The sequence below is a fragment of the Variovorax sp. LjRoot84 genome, from assembly GCF_964254305.1.
Taxonomy (GTDB): domain Bacteria; phylum Pseudomonadota; class Gammaproteobacteria; order Burkholderiales; family Burkholderiaceae_C; genus Variovorax.
Genome location: NZ_CAXUTE020000001.1, coordinates 17,412 through 32,165 on the forward strand (window position 1 = coordinate 17,412; position 14,754 = coordinate 32,165).

Here is a 14,754-nt window from a genome sequence, read left to right on the forward strand (position 1 = left end):
TCAGAGCTCCTTGCGGATATCGACCAGGCGCGTCAGGCCCCAGATGATCATCAGCACCACGGCCAACAGGATCATCGCGTTGGCCGCCGCGAGCGGGAACTGCAGGTAGGAGGTCTGCACCTGGATGATCTTGCCGATCGAGGCGATCTGCTGGCCGCCCATCACGCCGATGGTCACGAAGTCGCCCATCACGATGGTGATGACGAAGATCGAGCCGATCAGGATGCCGGTTCGCGAGAGCGGCACGATCACGTTCCAAAGCGTCTGCCAGCCGGAGGCGCCGGCGTCGCTCGCGGCCTCGAGCAGCGAGCGGTCGATGCGCATCATCGAGTTGAAGATCGGCACGATCATGAACATCGTGTAGAGATGCACGAAGGCCAGCACCACCGAGAAGTTCGAGAACAGCAGCCACTCGACGGGCGCGTCGACCAGGCCCAGCCCCACCAGGCCCTGGTTGACGAGCCCGTTGCGCCCGAGCAGCGGCACCCACGAGATCATGCGGATCACGTTCGAGGTCCAGAAGGGCACGGTGCACAGCACGAAGAGCAGGGTCTGCATGCCCGGCGAGCGCACGTGGAAGGCCAGGAAGTAGGCGACCGCGAAGCCGATGACAAGCGTGATGCCCCAGACCAGGAGACAGAACTTGAGCGTGCTCAGGTAGGTGGAGAGCGTGACGCAGAAGTCGCCGTTGTCCGTGAGGTGCGAGCAGCCTTCGAAGATGCTCGCGTAGTTGCGCAGCGTGATTGCAGGAATCAGCTCGTACTCGTTGAAGTTCCAGAGGCTGACCATCGCGATCAGCGCCAGCGGGATCAGGAAGAAGAGCAGGAAGACCAGCGAGAAGGGCGCAGCCTGCCACCAAGGCTTGATGGCCTGAATGCTCGTTGCAGTTGCCGGTGGGTTCATGGTTTTGTTCCCTCTCCCTCTGGGAGAGGGCTAGGGTGAGGGCAGGTGATGGGCGCTGCTTGCCCTCACCCCCGCCCTCTCCCAGAGGGAGAGGGAGTCAAACCCCTCACGCTGCAACGAACTCGTTCCATTTCCTCACCATGTACTCGTTCTCGTCCATCACTGCGTTCCAGCACGCGATGCCGCCCATGCGCTGCTCGTAGCTGCCGCCGTCGCGCACCGAGCCGGTCTTGGCCAGCAGGTCGCCGTTGGGGCTCTTGATGTCCTGCGTGGCGGGCTTGCCTTCCATCCAGTAGGCCCACTCGTAGGACTCCATCTTGGCCTTGGCGGTCTCGAGCACGGCGCTGTAGTAGCCCTGGCGGTTGAGATACGCGCCGGCCCAGCCGTCGAGGAACCAGTTGATGAACTCGTAGGCGCCGTCGAGCTTCTTGCCCGAGAGCGTGGCCGGCAGGCCGAAGCCGGCGGCCCAGGCGCGGTAGCCCTCCTTGAGCGGCTGGAAGTTGCAGGCGATGCCCTTGGTGCGCACGGCCGTCACGGCGGGCGACCACATCGACTGGATCACGACCTCGCCCGAGGCCATCAGGTTGACCGACTCGTTGAAGTCCTTCCACAGTGCCCGGAACTGCCCGGCCTTCTTGGCTTCGATCAAGGTCTTGATCGTCAGGTCGATCTCCGCCTTGGTCATGTTGCCCTTGTCGGCGTATTTGTGGATGCCCTTGGACTCCACCACCATCGCCGCGTCCATGATGCCGATGGAGGGGATGTTCAGGATCGCGGCCTTGCCCTTGAACTCGGGGTTCAGCAGCTCGGCCCAGGATTCGATCGGGCGCTTGATCAGGTCGGGGCGGATGCCCAGCGTGTCGGCGTTGTAGACGGTCGGGATCAGCGACATGAACTGGGTCGGCGACTTCGCGAACACCTTGCTCTTCTCGCCCTCGAGAAAGATCACCTTCTTGGGCGCGGTGCCCTGGTCGCCCACTTTCTTGCCGGCCACTTCGCCCTTGGTGAAGAGCGAAGTGATCTTGTCGGCGTTCTTGATCTTCGTGGTGTCGATGCCCTTCAGGTTGCCGGTGGGCACGATCTTCTTGAGCGAGAAGTACTCGGTGTCGATCAGGTCGAAGCTGTTGGGCGCAGTGACGGCGCGCTTGGTGACGTCGTCGGTGGTGACGGCCACGTACTGGATCTCGATGCCGGTGTCGGCCTTGAACTTCTCGGCGATCGCCTTGTCCTGGTTGACGGCGGTGCCGAGGTAGCGCAGCACGATCTTTTCCTGCGCGTGGATGGCGGGGAACACGCCGGCCGCCAGGATGCCCGCGGTGCCCTGGAGCAGGGTGCGGCGCTGTACGCCCTTGTTGGTGGATGAATCGATCGGTTCGGACATGGCTTGGCTCCTGATGGTGCGGTGATGAATCTGGACAAATGAGCGGCGGCGATCAGGCCGCCATCGCCGCGAGTGCGGACAGGGGCGCAGGCCGCGACACCGGCCCGGCGGGCGGTTCGCCCTTGGGGCGGACGGCGCCGGGGCCCAGGGGACGCGCATCGGCCGGCGACCAAGAAAGGCACACGCCGTCGCCGACCGCATAGGGATGCATGCCGAAGGCCTTCTCCGACAACAGGACCGAGACGCCGCTGCGCTCCGGCGCCACGCCCGTGAGCCTGACGCCCATCAGCACGTAGGTGCCCTGGTATTCGACGTCCGTCACGTGGGCTGCGAGGCCGGCTTCGCCGTTGGCGCCGGCGGGCGCGATCTGCATGTGGTCGTTGCGCACCGCGATCAGTCCCTCGGGGGTGTCCAGCACGTTGTGGCCCCCCATGAAGCGCGCGACGAATTCGCTGGCCGGATGGTCGTAGACCTGGTGCGGCGAGCCGACCTGCTCGATCAGCCCGTGGTTCATCACCACCATGGTGTCGGCCAGCGCCATCGCCTCCTCCTGCGAGTGCGTGACATGGATGAAGGTGAGGCCCAGCTCCTTCTGCCAGCGCCGGAGTTCGGCGCGCATCTGGATGCGAAGAAAAGGGTCGAGTGCCGACAGCGGCTCGTCGAGCAGCAGCACGCGCGGCTCGGTGATGAGCGCCCGCGCCAGCGCCACGCGCTGCTGCTGGCCGCCCGAGAGCTCGCCCGGCTTGCGCTCGGCCAGGTGCCCCATGGCGACGCGCTCGAGCAGGTTCGCCGCCCGCTTGTGGCGCTCGGTCTTGGAGACGCCCTTCATCTTGAGGCTGAAGGCCACGTTGTCGAGCGCCGAGAGGTGCGGAAACAGCGCGAAGCTCTGGAACATCATCGCGGTGCCGCGCGCCGCGGCGGGCAGGTTGGTGATGTTGCGGTTGTCCAGCAGGATGTCGCCGCCGGACACCGACTCGTGCCCCGCGACCATGCGCAGCGTGGTGCTCTTGCCGCAGCCCGAGGGGCCGAGCAGGCAGCAGTAGCTGCCGCTGGCGATGCGCAAATCGATCTGGTCCACCGCCGGCGGTGCGCCGGAGGCATAGCGCTTGGAGAGCGCGACGATTTCAACGGCTGCGGGCGGGAGGGCGGTGACAGCATCCATTGATGCCGACTTCGCAAGACATGTGCCAGCGGTCCCAGGTCTTCGCAGAACGCCCGTGCGCCGACTTGGTGCGCCGGTCATCGCGGCCATTGCGTTCAATGGAACCTATGGGTAATAATTTATCCTAAATAAAGGAGCCTATGAGTTTCTTTATCTTATATTAAAAGAAATCTATGAGTATCGAAAACAGCCGCTTTCGAGACCTTCAGCTGCGTCAGACCGACGCGTCGCTTAAGGTGTGGAGAGAAGCGGCTCTTCCTCCCTCGCCGCTCGCCGGCTGGGCGAAGGCGATTCGCGAAGCCTTGGGCATGAGCGGGGCTGCGCTCGCGCGCCGGCTTGGCCTGACCCCTGCGGGTGTGCGCAAGCTCGAACAGGCCGAAGCGCAAGGCACCATCACATTGGCGAGCCTGCGCAAGCTCGCGCAGGCACTCGACTGCGAGCTCAAGTACGCGCTGGTCCCCCGGACATCGCTTTCGCAGCAGCTGCAGGACCGTGCACTCGAGGTCGCGCGCGAGCGCATGTACCCGGTCTCGCACTCGATGTCCCTGGAAGACCAGAAAGTAGGGGAAGCGATGAGCGACGTTCAAGGCGAACTTCTGGCCAGGGAACTGCTTCAGGGTTCGCGGCGGGAGCTGTGGTGACGGCGTTCGTGGACGCGAAGGGGGCGACACCCCTGGATCCGAACGAAGCCCGAGGCCTCATTCCCGCACACATCGCCACCCAGGCCGACCTCAACGCATGGGAAGAAGCCAACATCCTCCAGGGTGTGCGCTGGGCGGCACGCCAGCGAAAACGCGAACTGCTCGATGAAGGCTTCGTTCGCGATCTGCATCGCAAGATGTTCGACCGGACTTGGGCGTGGGCGGGCACTCTCCGCTCGAGCAACAAGAACATCGGCGTCGATTGGACGCAGGTTTCGATGCGCTTGCGCGACCTGCTCGACAACATGCGCTACCAGGTCGAACACCGAAGCACGGCGCCGGATGAAATGGCCGTGAGCTTCCACCACCGGCTGGTATCGATCCATGCCTTCCCCAACGGCAGCGGACGCCATGCGCGCCTGATGGCCGATGAGCTGGTGCTGCGGCTTGCCCGTCCGCGCTTCACCTGGGGCAGCAACTCGCTGGTGGGAAGCGGCGACCCGCGCACCCGTTACCTCGACGCGCTGCGGGCCGCCGATGCGGGCGAGGTGGCGCCCTTGCTCCGGTTCGCGCGAAGCTGAGCGTTACAGCGGGTCGCTTCAGGGTGGTGCAAAGCGCGCGTTGGCCACGTTCCGGATCAGCGCCTCGCGCTGGAGCCGCGTGATGCCGCGCAAGCCCTCGGCCACCGACTTGGCGCGTTCGCCGTCGATCCTGCCGTCGCGCTGCCACTTCTCGACCGCCAGGCCCGGGTTGTTCAGCATCGCGGCCAGCCAGACCGCCTGGGCCGGCTCGAGGTTGCGCGCGCTGCGCTTGAAGTAGCGGCGCGCGGCGGCCTCGGCGCCGCAGAGATTGGGGCCCCAAGGCGCGTTGTCGAGGTAGAGCTGCAGGATGCGCGCCTTGCCCAGGGTCTGCTCCATCTCGACCGCATAGAGCAGCTCGCGCAGCTTGCGCTCGGCGCTGCGCTCGCCGCCGGTCGCGACCAGTCGCGCGAGTTGCTGCGTGAGCGTGCTGCCGCCGCGCTCCACCTGGCCGGCCTTCTGGTTGGCTTCGATCGAGGCGGTGAGCTCGGCCAGGTCGTAGCCGGGGTGGGTGAAGAAGCGCTGGTCCTCCGCCGCGATCACGGCGCGCGCGAGCCAGCTGTCGTTGGCCAGCCGCGCGGGCGCGCCGCAGCTGCTGCGGGCGTTGAGCATGGCCTCGGTGCCCAAGCCCTCGACCGTGAACTGCTCGATGCGCGGATGCAGCGAGAAGCTGCCGGCCGGCAGGTCGACCTGCGCGCGCAGGCCCAGCGTGCCGCCGATGCGGGCGCGCTGCAGCTCGGGCAGGCCGGGCGCCAGCACCGTGTACCAGCGCGCGATCGGCGCCTCGGGCGCATCGATATGGAGCTGCAGGGTCTTCTGCGTGAGCCGGCCGTCCCAGCGAGCGCGCAGCACGTTGTCGCCTGCGACGGTGGACACCGTGGTCGCGGCCGGCGCCGCTTCGAGCATGCCGTTGAGCGAACCGGCATCGCGCCGCGCCGTGATGCGCAGGCTGTCGAGCCGGATCGGCGCGCTGCCGAGCGCCGGCACCGAGGCGCTGCAGGGCTCGCAGCGCAGTTCGAGCGTGGTGGTGGGCTCGTTCCAGCCGAAGCGGATGACGCCATGGCGCGTGTCGAGCGAACGGCCGTCGAGCCAGGGCGCGAACCACGAGGAGGTGGCGAGGCGGATCGCCGTGGGAACGCCGACGTTGAGGCTGAAGGGGCCCGTCTTGACGCGGGTCGGCCACTCGTCGGGGCCGGGCGCGAGCGCCAGTTTCACGACCAGGTAGATGGCCACTGCGGCCGTCAGCACCAGCGCCAGAAACGCAAAAAACAGGTAGAGCAGCGCTTTCTTCAAGAAATGTCTCTCACTCGATCGGTCTTGCCAGGGTCACAGCCTGCCAGGGTCCGTGGGATCGGCCGCTCACTGCGGCCCAGTACCAGGCTGAAGTGTCGGTGAAAGCCGTGCCTTCGGCGTCCACGATGCGCTCGCAAACGCGCAACTTTTGCGCGCCGGGGCCCTCGGTGACGAAACAACGCCACAGTCGGGCCTGGGCATCGCGCGAAAGGAGCGTCTGCTCGATGCGATAGCCGAGCGCGCGGTAGCAGTCGGCGGCCGGGTGCAGCATGCGGGTGGGCGCGTTGACCTCGCGCAGCACCAGCGTCTGTCGGCCGTCGGTCAGGCGTGCGATGGCGCCGGGAAAGCGCTCGGCAAAGCGCTGCTCGACCTCGCTCAGGGCCAGCGGGCGCAGCGCGGCGCCGTCCCATTGGCTGGGCCACTCGTGAAAGGCCGCGGCCATGGCCGGCGCGGCCTGCGGACGCAGCGCGAAGGCGGCCGACCAGAGGAGGCACAGGCCCATGACGAAGGCGAAGACCGCCTTGTGCGCGATGCGGTTGACGAAACGGTTGGCGAAGCAGCGTTCAAGAAAGAGCGGTGTCGACACGGCGACCTCCTGCGGAAGTGATCAGACCGGGGATGGCGGCGGCGACGAAGCGCTCCTGCGGCCGGCGCGCCGGTGCCATCGCCCACGCGATGCCGCCGCACACCAGCGCGAGCACGGCCAGGCCGAGCGCCTCGTGCAGCCAGGGCGCGAGCGCGAGGCCCGCACCTTCGAAGCCGACCAGCACGCTGTTGCGCAGGATGTTGCCGGCCAGCACCAGCAGGCCCACGGCCGGCAGCCGGCCCAGGAAGCCGCGGTCGCCGCGCCGGGCCCAGAGGGCTACCGCGCAGGCCGTGAAGTAGCCGAGCCAGACCATCTGCACGCCGGAGCAGGGTGCGTCGACGATCACCAGCCGGCCTTCGACGAGAAGGCTGGTGCCCTCGCGCGCCATGCTGAAACCCGGCGCCAGCAGCCAGCGGCTGGCTTCGGCCGTGATCACGCGCAGCGGGTAGCCGGCATAGAACTGCAGCGATGAGAGCAGCGGCAGTGCGAGCACCGCCAGGCCGACGACCGGCAGGGCTGCGACGCGCCTGGGCAAGAAGGCCAGCAGGCCTGCGGCCAGCGCCAGCACGGCGATCAGGCCGGCGGCGAGCGGCGGCAGCGCCGGCATCACGCCGGGCCCGGTGCGCAGCAAGGTCGCGGCCAGCGTGCCGGCGCTGGCCAGCGCGAGCCAGCCGAGCCGGGGCGCGGCGCGCAGCGAATGCCGAAGCCTCCAGGCCAGCACGGCCAGCGCCGCGAGCGCGAGCAGACCGAGCGGATCGTCGGAGCCGTCGCGCAGGCGCCGGGCCATCCAGAGCCAGGTCGGCGTCAGCGCGGCGGCCTGCAGCGCCAGCCAGGCGGCGGCCGGTGCGCGGTCGAGTTGGATGCCCCAGTCGAAGACGCGGGGATGGGTTTGGGCGAGCTGAGCGAGGGTCATCGCGAGGTCCTCAAGCTGTGTACCGGCGTGCGTCGTGGCGGCGTGCGCGGCGGCGCAGCATGGCCAGCATGGAGAGCACGACCGCGATCGCGCCCAGGGTTTCGGGTTCGGGCGTACTCGGCACTGCGGCGCCCAGGCTCTGGCCCTGGCCCAGCGCCAGTTCGCTCACGCCCTTGGGCAACGGCTGCGGCTGGTCGACGCTCGTGGCGTCTTGCGGCGCCATGTTGCGCACCACCTTGTCGACCGCGATGAAGCTGGTGTACTGCGTGAGCAGGCCGTAGCGCAGGCCGAGATCGGTGATGCGCTGCTTGAAGGCGTCGCCGCCTTCCAGCGCTTCCTGGTCGCTCAGGCTCGCGATGCGGTGGCGGGCCCAGAGGCTGCGCAGCGCGGCGGCGTCCTGGCGCGTCGCGTCGTCGATGCGCACTTCCTCGCGGTACGGGCCGTCGGCGCTTTGGCCCTCGATGATGACGCGGCCCTTGGCTTCGCCGCGCCACTTGCCGAACACGATCACTGGGCGTTCACCGAGCACGTCGGGCAGCGCCTGCGGCTCCACGTCGTACACGTCGAGGCCGCCGAAGGTGGCTTTCACATTGGTGAGCACCGGCGACTCGACCATGCGGCGGAAGCGCGCCGCCTGCTCCGGTGCCTGGATCGGGTCGGTGATGATGAAGGGCTCGCCCATGCCGGCGCGGGCCAGGCCTTCCATCAGGTGCCGGTTGACCGAGCTGCCGATGCCGAAGGCGAAGACGTTGGCACGGCCGAGGTTCTTGCGCACCAGCTCGAAGGCTTCGCGCTCGACCGTCACGTAGCCGTCGGTCACGACCACCACGGTGCGCGACACGTTCTCGGCCTTGGGCTCGGCATAGACGCGCTTCAGCGCCGGGATCAGCTCGGTGCTGCCGCTGCCGTTGTAGTTCTTGATGGTGGACAACGCCTGCTCGATGTTGGCACGCGTCGCGGGCACCGATTGCGGCGAGAGCATCCTGTTGCTGCCCGAGAACAGCAGCACGTTGAAGGTGTCGCTGGGACGCAGCCCGCCGATCAGTCTTTCGAGGACGACCTTGGCCGTGTCGAGCGGGAAGCCGTGCATCGAGCCCGAGATGTCGACCACGAAGATGTAGTCGCGCGGCGAGATCGCATTGGCCGCGACCGACTTGGGCGGCTCGACCATCGCGAGGAAGAAGTTCTCCGCGCCATTCCCGTCATTGCCGCCTTGGCCCCTATAGAGCATGAGGCCCGACTCGATCTTCTCGCCGGCGAGCCGGTAGTCGAGCACGAAGTCGCGGTTGTTGGCGGGCTCGCCGCTCTGCGCAAGTGCGACGTCGGCGTGCTGGTCGTCGTTGTTCTTGCGGATGTCGATCGCGTGCGTGGCCGAGCGGATTTCCTTGATCCCGAGCGGCGTGTCGAGCGCGACCTTCAGTTTGAACGCGGTGTTCGGCGCCACGCCTTCGCGCAGCGTCGGCTGCGCCACCCACTTCGCATCCCTGTTCTGCGACTGCGGGCTGTTGTAGCGCGGCCCCACCACCGTCGGAAACACGAACTGGTAGTTGCCCGCCTGCGGCACCAGCAGTTCGGTGTAGCGCAGCTCCACCTTGACGTCGTCGCCCGGCAGGATGTTCGCGACGTTCATCTGGAACACGTTGGGCAGGTGCTGCTCCAGCAGCGCGGCGGTCTTGCCTTCCTTCTTCGCGTTGTCGTAGTCGATGCGCGCCTGCTGCTTCTCGCGGATCTGCGCGGTGATCAGGCGGTCGGCGAGCCGCACGTTGAGGCCGCCGACCGCGGCCTTGGTCGAACCCGGGAACACGTACTTCGCCTCGATCGCGCGCGAACCCTCGTTGCGGTAGGTCTGCGTGACGCGAACGTCGGCGATCACGCCCGAGATCTTCACGTCGACCTCGGTGTTCTTGAGCGGCAGGCGGTCGATCGAAGGGTCGTCGCTCTTGACGAAGAAGTAGGGGCTCTCGGTCGCGAGGCGCGGGCCGGTCGCTTCCTGCGCATGCAGCGGCCGGGCGACGAGCAGCAAGAAGCATGTGCTTGCGAGACCCAGTGTCGCGAGCCAGAGCCAGCGGCCGGGACGGGTTGTGGTGGCTTCCATGGTGGTGATCCGGTGGTCGTGCAACGGTGCACGGCAGCCACTGTCGAGCGCGGACTCGAAGACAGTTGGAAGCCTGTTTGAAGCGAATAGCGCTGTGTGAAGTCCGTGTGAAGTGCGCGAGAGGCCGCACTTCATATGCGCTTCGGATCGTGGCGCGAGCATCGCCGCATCGTCATCGACGAGGAGAGAACCCTCATGCTTCAGACACTTCGAAATTCCGTGCTGCTCAAGGTCTTCGGCCTCCTGGCCCTGACCCTGCTGTTGTGCATCCCGCTCGGCCAGATCGAATCGCTCAACCGCGAGCGCGGCCACAGCCAGCAGGAGGCAGCGCATGAGCTCGCCGCCACCTATGCGGGCGCACAAACCGTGATCGGGCCCTTGCTGGTCGTGCCCTACGTGGAGCGCTGGATGGAACCGCTGCGCGACGCGCAGGGCCGAATCGTCGGCCAGGAAGGGCGCAGCAAGGAGCTGGCGCACCTGCTCTTCCCGGACAAGCTGCACATCGAGGGCAGCCTGGCGCCCCAGGAGCGCTATCGCGGGATCTTCAGGATTCCCTTCTACACGCTGAACGCGTCGCTGGCCGGCGCCTTCGCGGCCTTCGATCCGGCCGTGGTGCCGTCGAGCGAGAAGGGTTCGACGATCGAGTTCAAGCCGCCGTACGTGGCCTTCAACGTCAGCGACCTGCGCGGGCTCGACGGTTCGCCCGCGCTGCAGGTCGGCGCCGAGACGCTGCGCTTCCAGCAGCGCCTGCCTGGCCTGGCCGACGAGGCCTGGCTTGCGAGCGGCATTCATGCGCCGCTCGCAGGCAGCGCGCTGGCGGCATGGCAGGCGAAGCAGCCGCTGCCCTTCCAGCTCAAGCTCGGGCTGGTCGGTCAGGAGAAGCTGTCGATGGTGCCGATCGGCGAGGAGACCACGGCGCATCTGACATCGCCCTGGGCGCATCCGAGCTTCGGGGGACGCTTCCTGGCTTCGGAGCGCACCGTGACCGATCAGGGCTTCGATGCGCGCTGGCGCGTCTCCTCGCTCGTGACTTCGGCGCGTGAGGAAGTGCGCGGCGGCATGAAGAGCGCCAAGGCGCCTGCAGCGCTGCAGAGCTTCGACGTCTCGCTCGCGCAGCCGCTCAACGTCTATTCGATGTCCACGCGGGCGGTGAAGTACGGCCTCCTGTTCATCGGCCTGGTGCTGATGGCGGCCTTCATGTTCGAGCTGTTCCGCAAGCTGCGTCTGCATCCGGTGCAGTACGGGCTCGTCGGTCTCTCGATCGCGCTGTTCTTCCTGCTCCTCCTGGCGCTGTCCGAAAAGGTGGCGTTCTGGCTCGCCTATGCCGGCGCGGCGGGTGCCAGCGTGCTGCTGCTGGCGGCGTACTTCAGCGCGGTGCTGGGCGGCTGGCGGCGTGGCGCCTCCTTCGGCGCCTATGTGGCGCTGCTCTACGGCGCGCTCTACGGGCTGCTTGCGTCGGAGAGCAACGCGCTGCTGCTCGGCGCCTTGCTGATCTTCGGCATGCTCGCCGTGCTGATGCTGGCGACGCGCAAGGTCGACTGGTATGCCTTGTCGACCGGAGGCGGCAAGACTGTCGCCGCTGCCGGAGCGCAGTCATGAAGCCCGGCTTGCGACGCCTTCTGTTCTGGAGCGCGACCGTGGCGGCGGGCGGCGCGGTCGCGCTGCTGTGCGCTGCCGGCATCGCCGTGGCGGTGATCTATCCGAAGCTGCCGGATGTCTCGGAGCTTTCCGACTACCGGCCCAAGCTGCCGCTTCGGGTCTTCACTTCCGACGGCGTGCTGATCGGCGAGTTCGGCGAAGAGCGGCGCCAGCTCATCCCGATCGCCGACATGCCTCGGTCGCTGAAGGACGCGGTGGTCGCGGTCGAGGATGCGCGCTTCTACGAGCATGGCGGCGTCGATGCCAAGGGCCTGCTGCGCGCGGTGCTCGCGAACCTGCGGCATGGCACGCGCCAGGGTGCGTCCACCATCACCCAGCAGGTGGCGCGCAACGTCTACCTGAGCTCGGAGCGCACGCTGACGCGCAAGATCTACGAGGCGCTGCTCGCGTTCCGGCTCGAAGAGTGGCTCAGCAAGGACCAGATCCTCGAGATCTACCTGAACCAGATCTTCCTCGGCCATCGCGCCTATGGCTTCGCCGCGGCTTCGGAGGTTTATTTCGGCAAGCCCTTGAAGGACATCACGCTCGCGGAGGCCGCCATGCTGGCGGGTGTGCCGAAGGCGCCCGATGCCAACAACCCGCTGAAGAACCCGCGTCGCGCGCGGGCCCGCCAGTTGTACGTGCTCGACCGCATGCAGGAAGTCGGTGCGATCACCGCCGCGCAGGCGGTGGAGGCGAAGAAGGAGGTGCTGCATCTGCGCGACCCTTCCGAGCCGAAGCGCCTGCATGCGGAATACGTGGCCGAGACGGTGCGCCAGTTGATGTACGCGCAGTACGGCAGCAGCATCTACACGCGCGGCCTCAAGGTCACGACCTCGCTCGTCGCGGCCGACCAGGCGGCGGCGTACAAGGCGCTGCGCCGCGGCATCATGGACTACGAGCGGCGCCAGCCCTATCGCGGTCCCGAGCGCTTCGTCGACCTGCCCGCCGATCCCGCCGAGCTCGACGATGCCGTCGATGAGGCCCTGGCCGAGCATCCCGACAACGACGACGTTCTCTCCGCCGTGGTGCTGCAGGCCGACGCGAAGGAGGTCAGCGCCGTGCGTGCCAACGGCGACCAATTGAGCATCACGGGCGAGGGCCTGCGCCTCGCGCAGGCCGGCCTGTCGCAGCGCGCGGCCCCGAACGTGCGCGTGCGGCGCGGCGCGGTGATCCGCGTCGCGAAGACGCCCAAGGGCGCGTGGGAGATCGTCCAGATGCCGGAAGTCGAAGGCGCCTTCGTTGCGCTCGACCCGCGCGACGGTGCGATCAAGGCGCTGGTGGGCGGCTTCGATTTCGGCAAGAGCAAGTTCAACCACGTGACGCAGGCCTGGCGCCAGCCGGGCTCGAGCTTCAAGCCCTTCATCTATTCGGCCGCGCTCGAGAAAGGCTTCACGCCGGGCACCATCGTCAACGATGCGCCGCTGTTCTTCGACCGGGCCGCGACCGGAAGCCAACCGTGGGAGCCGAAGAACTACGACGGCACTTTCGGAGGGCCGATGTCGCTGCGCCATGCGCTCGAACAATCGAAGAACATGGTCACGATCCGGGTGCTCGAATCGATCGGCCCGCGCTACGCGCAGGACTGGATCGGCAACTTCGGATTCGAGCGTGCGAAGCATCCGGCCTACCTGCCGATGGCGCTCGGCGCAGGCTCGGTCACGCCGATGCAGATGGCGGCCGCGTACGGTGTCTTTGCGAACGGGGGCTATCGCGTCAGCCCCTGGCTCGTGACGCGCATCACCGACCCCAAGGGCCAGGTGCTGGTCGAGGCCGAGCCGCCGGCGCGCGACGAAAGCGCGCGCGCCATCTCGCAGCGCAACGCCTTCGTCATGAGTTCGCTGCTGCAAAGCGTGGTCACGAACGGCACCGGCTTCAAGGCCTATCAGGCGCTCCAGCGCCGCGACCTCTACGGCAAGACCGGCACCACCAATGATTCGATCGACACCTGGTTCGCCGGCTTCCAGCCGAGCCGCGTCGGCATTGCCTGGATCGGCTACGACACGCCGCGCCAGCTGGGCGTTCGCGGCGAGACCGGTGGCAGCCTGAGCCTGCCGATCTGGACCGGCTACATGCAGGCGGCGCTGCAGGGCGTGCCGGTGGCCGAGCTGCCGGTGCCCGACGGCGTGGTGAAGGTGGACGGCGAGTGGTACTACGACGACTACGCGCCGGGCCGCGGCATCACCAGCCTGGGCATCGAGACCGGCCCTACACCGCCGGCCGAGGCGCTGGCCGCGGTGCCGGTCAGCGCGATGCCGCCGCCGGAGGAACGCAACCGGATCCTCGACTTTTTCAGATAGAGCCTTAGCAGGGTGCTGAAATACCTCTCCCGCCGGTCGGCGTGTGACGGCCCTCAAGCGTTGGAAGTTGATCCCCCGACAGTTGCAAGACAAGACCCCAGACGATGCGCGGAGCCGACACCTTCACCGAGAGCTTGTTCACGATGCGCCGCCTGGAGGACTTCGTACCCGCGAATCATCCTCTGCGCCCGATCCGCGCGATGGTCAATGAAGCGCTGCTCAAGATGGACAACCTATTCGCCGGCATGTATGAGGCCGACATCAAGGGCGGGCGTCCCAGCATCGCACCAGAGAAGCTGCTGCGCGCGATGCTCTTGCAGATCTTCTTCAGCGTCCGCTCGGAGCGTCAACTCATGGAGCAGACCCAGTACAACCTCTTGTATCGCTGGTTCATTGGCTTGGCCATGGACGATGCGGTCTGGGTGCCCAGCGTCTTCACCAAGAACCGCGAACGGCTGATCGCGCACGACGCGATCATCGAACTGTTCAACCACATCGTCGAAACCGCGGATCGCAAGGGCTGGCTGTCGGGCGAGCACTTCAGCGTCGATGGCACCCTTATTCAGGCGTGGGCCAGCCACAGGAGCTTTGTGCGCAAGGACGGCGGCGACGATGATGCGGGCAACAACACAACGGGTAGCACCAGCTTCAAAGGCCAGAGCCGCAGCAACGACACTCACGCCTCGCGCACCGATGGCGATGCGCGTCTGTACCGCAAGGGCAAGACCGCCAGCGAGTTGCGCTACATGGGTCATACCCTATCGGACAACCGCCATGGCCTGATCGCCAACGCGATGGTCACACAGGCTGACGGCTTTGCCGAGCGCGAAGCGGCCAAGGTCATGATCAAGGATGCCCGTCAAGCGGCCGCGAGTCCGGATACCGAGGTCACACTCGGTGCAGACAAGGGCTACGACGCGCAGGAGTTCGTCCAGGCATGTCAGGACATGGGCGTGATACCGCACGTAGCCCAGAACACTTCGGGGCGGCGCTCCGCGGTGCCCGATGCCATCGCTGCGAGCGAAGGCTATGCGCTGTCACAGCGCAAACGAAAACTCATCGAGCAGGGCTTCGGCTGGGCCAAGACGGTGGGCGGAATTCGTCAGGTGATGGTGCGTGGACTCAAGCGCGTGGACCACCTGTTCGTGCTGACGATGACGGCCTACAACTTGACGCGCATGCGTTCGCTGGGACAAATCCGTCCGCAGGGGCTCTGAGGCAACCAGAGGCGCGCAAAACATCCTCAAATCAGAGAAAACGGCTC

At 67.1% G+C, this 14,754-nt stretch carries 12 protein-coding genes; 5 read left to right on the plus strand and 7 right to left on the minus strand.

Annotated features, from left to right (window positions below):
• From ACSQ9I_RS00105 to ACSQ9I_RS00115, 3 genes are all read right to left on the minus strand, one after another.
• Nucleotides 1-903, minus strand: a complete 903-nt coding sequence (locus tag ACSQ9I_RS00105) for an ABC transporter permease (RefSeq protein WP_436311858.1) — start codon at nucleotides 901-903, stop codon at nucleotides 1-3.
• A gap of 106 nt (nucleotides 904-1,009) precedes the next feature.
• Nucleotides 1,010-2,284 carry an ABC transporter substrate-binding protein gene (locus ACSQ9I_RS00110; protein WP_436311859.1) on the minus strand — a complete coding sequence of 425 codons (1,275 nt, stop codon included), beginning with the start codon at nucleotides 2,282-2,284 and terminating at the stop codon, nucleotides 1,010-1,012.
• 52 nt (nucleotides 2,285-2,336) lie between these two features.
• Nucleotides 2,337-3,446 (minus strand): ABC transporter ATP-binding protein, encoded by a 1,110-nt coding sequence (locus ACSQ9I_RS00115; protein ID WP_436311860.1) that lies wholly within the window; start codon nucleotides 3,444-3,446, stop codon nucleotides 2,337-2,339.
• Nucleotides 3,447-3,619: 173 nt separating this feature from the next.
• Here ACSQ9I_RS00115 and ACSQ9I_RS00120 point away from each other — a divergent pair, with 173 nt between their 5' ends.
• Nucleotides 3,620-4,087, plus strand: coding sequence for a mobile mystery protein A (locus ACSQ9I_RS00120; RefSeq protein ID WP_436311861.1), 468 nt, complete (start codon nucleotides 3,620-3,622; stop codon nucleotides 4,085-4,087).
• Nucleotides 4,084-4,668 (plus strand): mobile mystery protein B, encoded by a 585-nt coding sequence (locus ACSQ9I_RS00125; protein WP_436311862.1) that lies wholly within the window; start codon nucleotides 4,084-4,086, stop codon nucleotides 4,666-4,668. Before ACSQ9I_RS00120 ends, ACSQ9I_RS00125 begins: the two co-directional genes overlap by 4 nt.
• 18 nt (nucleotides 4,669-4,686) lie before the next feature.
• Here the strand turns inward: ACSQ9I_RS00125 and ACSQ9I_RS00130 are convergent, their stop codons facing one another.
• Genes ACSQ9I_RS00130 through ACSQ9I_RS00145 form a run of 4 tightly spaced genes read right to left on the minus strand, consistent with a single transcriptional unit; the run spans nucleotide 4,687 to nucleotide 9,552 of the window.
• Entirely contained in the window at nucleotides 4,687-5,958 is a 1,272-nt protein-coding gene (locus ACSQ9I_RS00130) for a biosynthetic peptidoglycan transglycosylase (protein WP_436311863.1), read from the minus strand.
• Nucleotides 5,959-5,968: 10 nt separating this feature from the next.
• Entirely contained in the window at nucleotides 5,969-6,544 is a 576-nt protein-coding gene (locus ACSQ9I_RS00135) for a hypothetical protein (RefSeq protein WP_436294813.1), read from the minus strand.
• Complete coding sequence (gene xrtQ / locus ACSQ9I_RS00140) at nucleotides 6,522-7,457, minus strand: exosortase Q (RefSeq protein ID WP_436311864.1); 936 nt, start codon at nucleotides 7,455-7,457, stop codon at nucleotides 6,522-6,524. The genes ACSQ9I_RS00135 and xrtQ overlap by 23 nt, the downstream gene beginning before the upstream one ends.
• A 10-nt stretch (nucleotides 7,458-7,467) precedes the next feature.
• Complete coding sequence (locus tag ACSQ9I_RS00145) at nucleotides 7,468-9,552, minus strand: VIT and vWA domain-containing protein (protein WP_436311865.1); 2,085 nt, start codon at nucleotides 9,550-9,552, stop codon at nucleotides 7,468-7,470.
• 195 nt (nucleotides 9,553-9,747) lie between these two features.
• Between ACSQ9I_RS00145 and creD the strand changes: the two genes are divergently transcribed.
• From creD to ACSQ9I_RS00160, 3 genes are all read left to right on the plus strand, one after another.
• Complete coding sequence (creD, locus tag ACSQ9I_RS00150) at nucleotides 9,748-11,151, plus strand: cell envelope integrity protein CreD (RefSeq protein ID WP_436311866.1); 1,404 nt, start codon at nucleotides 9,748-9,750, stop codon at nucleotides 11,149-11,151.
• Nucleotides 11,148-13,490, plus strand: coding sequence for a penicillin-binding protein 1A (locus tag ACSQ9I_RS00155; protein ID WP_436311867.1), 2,343 nt, complete (start codon nucleotides 11,148-11,150; stop codon nucleotides 13,488-13,490). Before creD ends, ACSQ9I_RS00155 begins: the two co-directional genes overlap by 4 nt.
• Nucleotides 13,491-13,594: 104 nt before the next feature.
• Nucleotides 13,595-14,707 (plus strand): IS5 family transposase, encoded by a 1,113-nt coding sequence (locus ACSQ9I_RS00160; protein ID WP_436311868.1) that lies wholly within the window; start codon nucleotides 13,595-13,597, stop codon nucleotides 14,705-14,707.
• The last annotated feature ends 47 nt before the right edge of the window (nucleotides 14,708-14,754 follow it).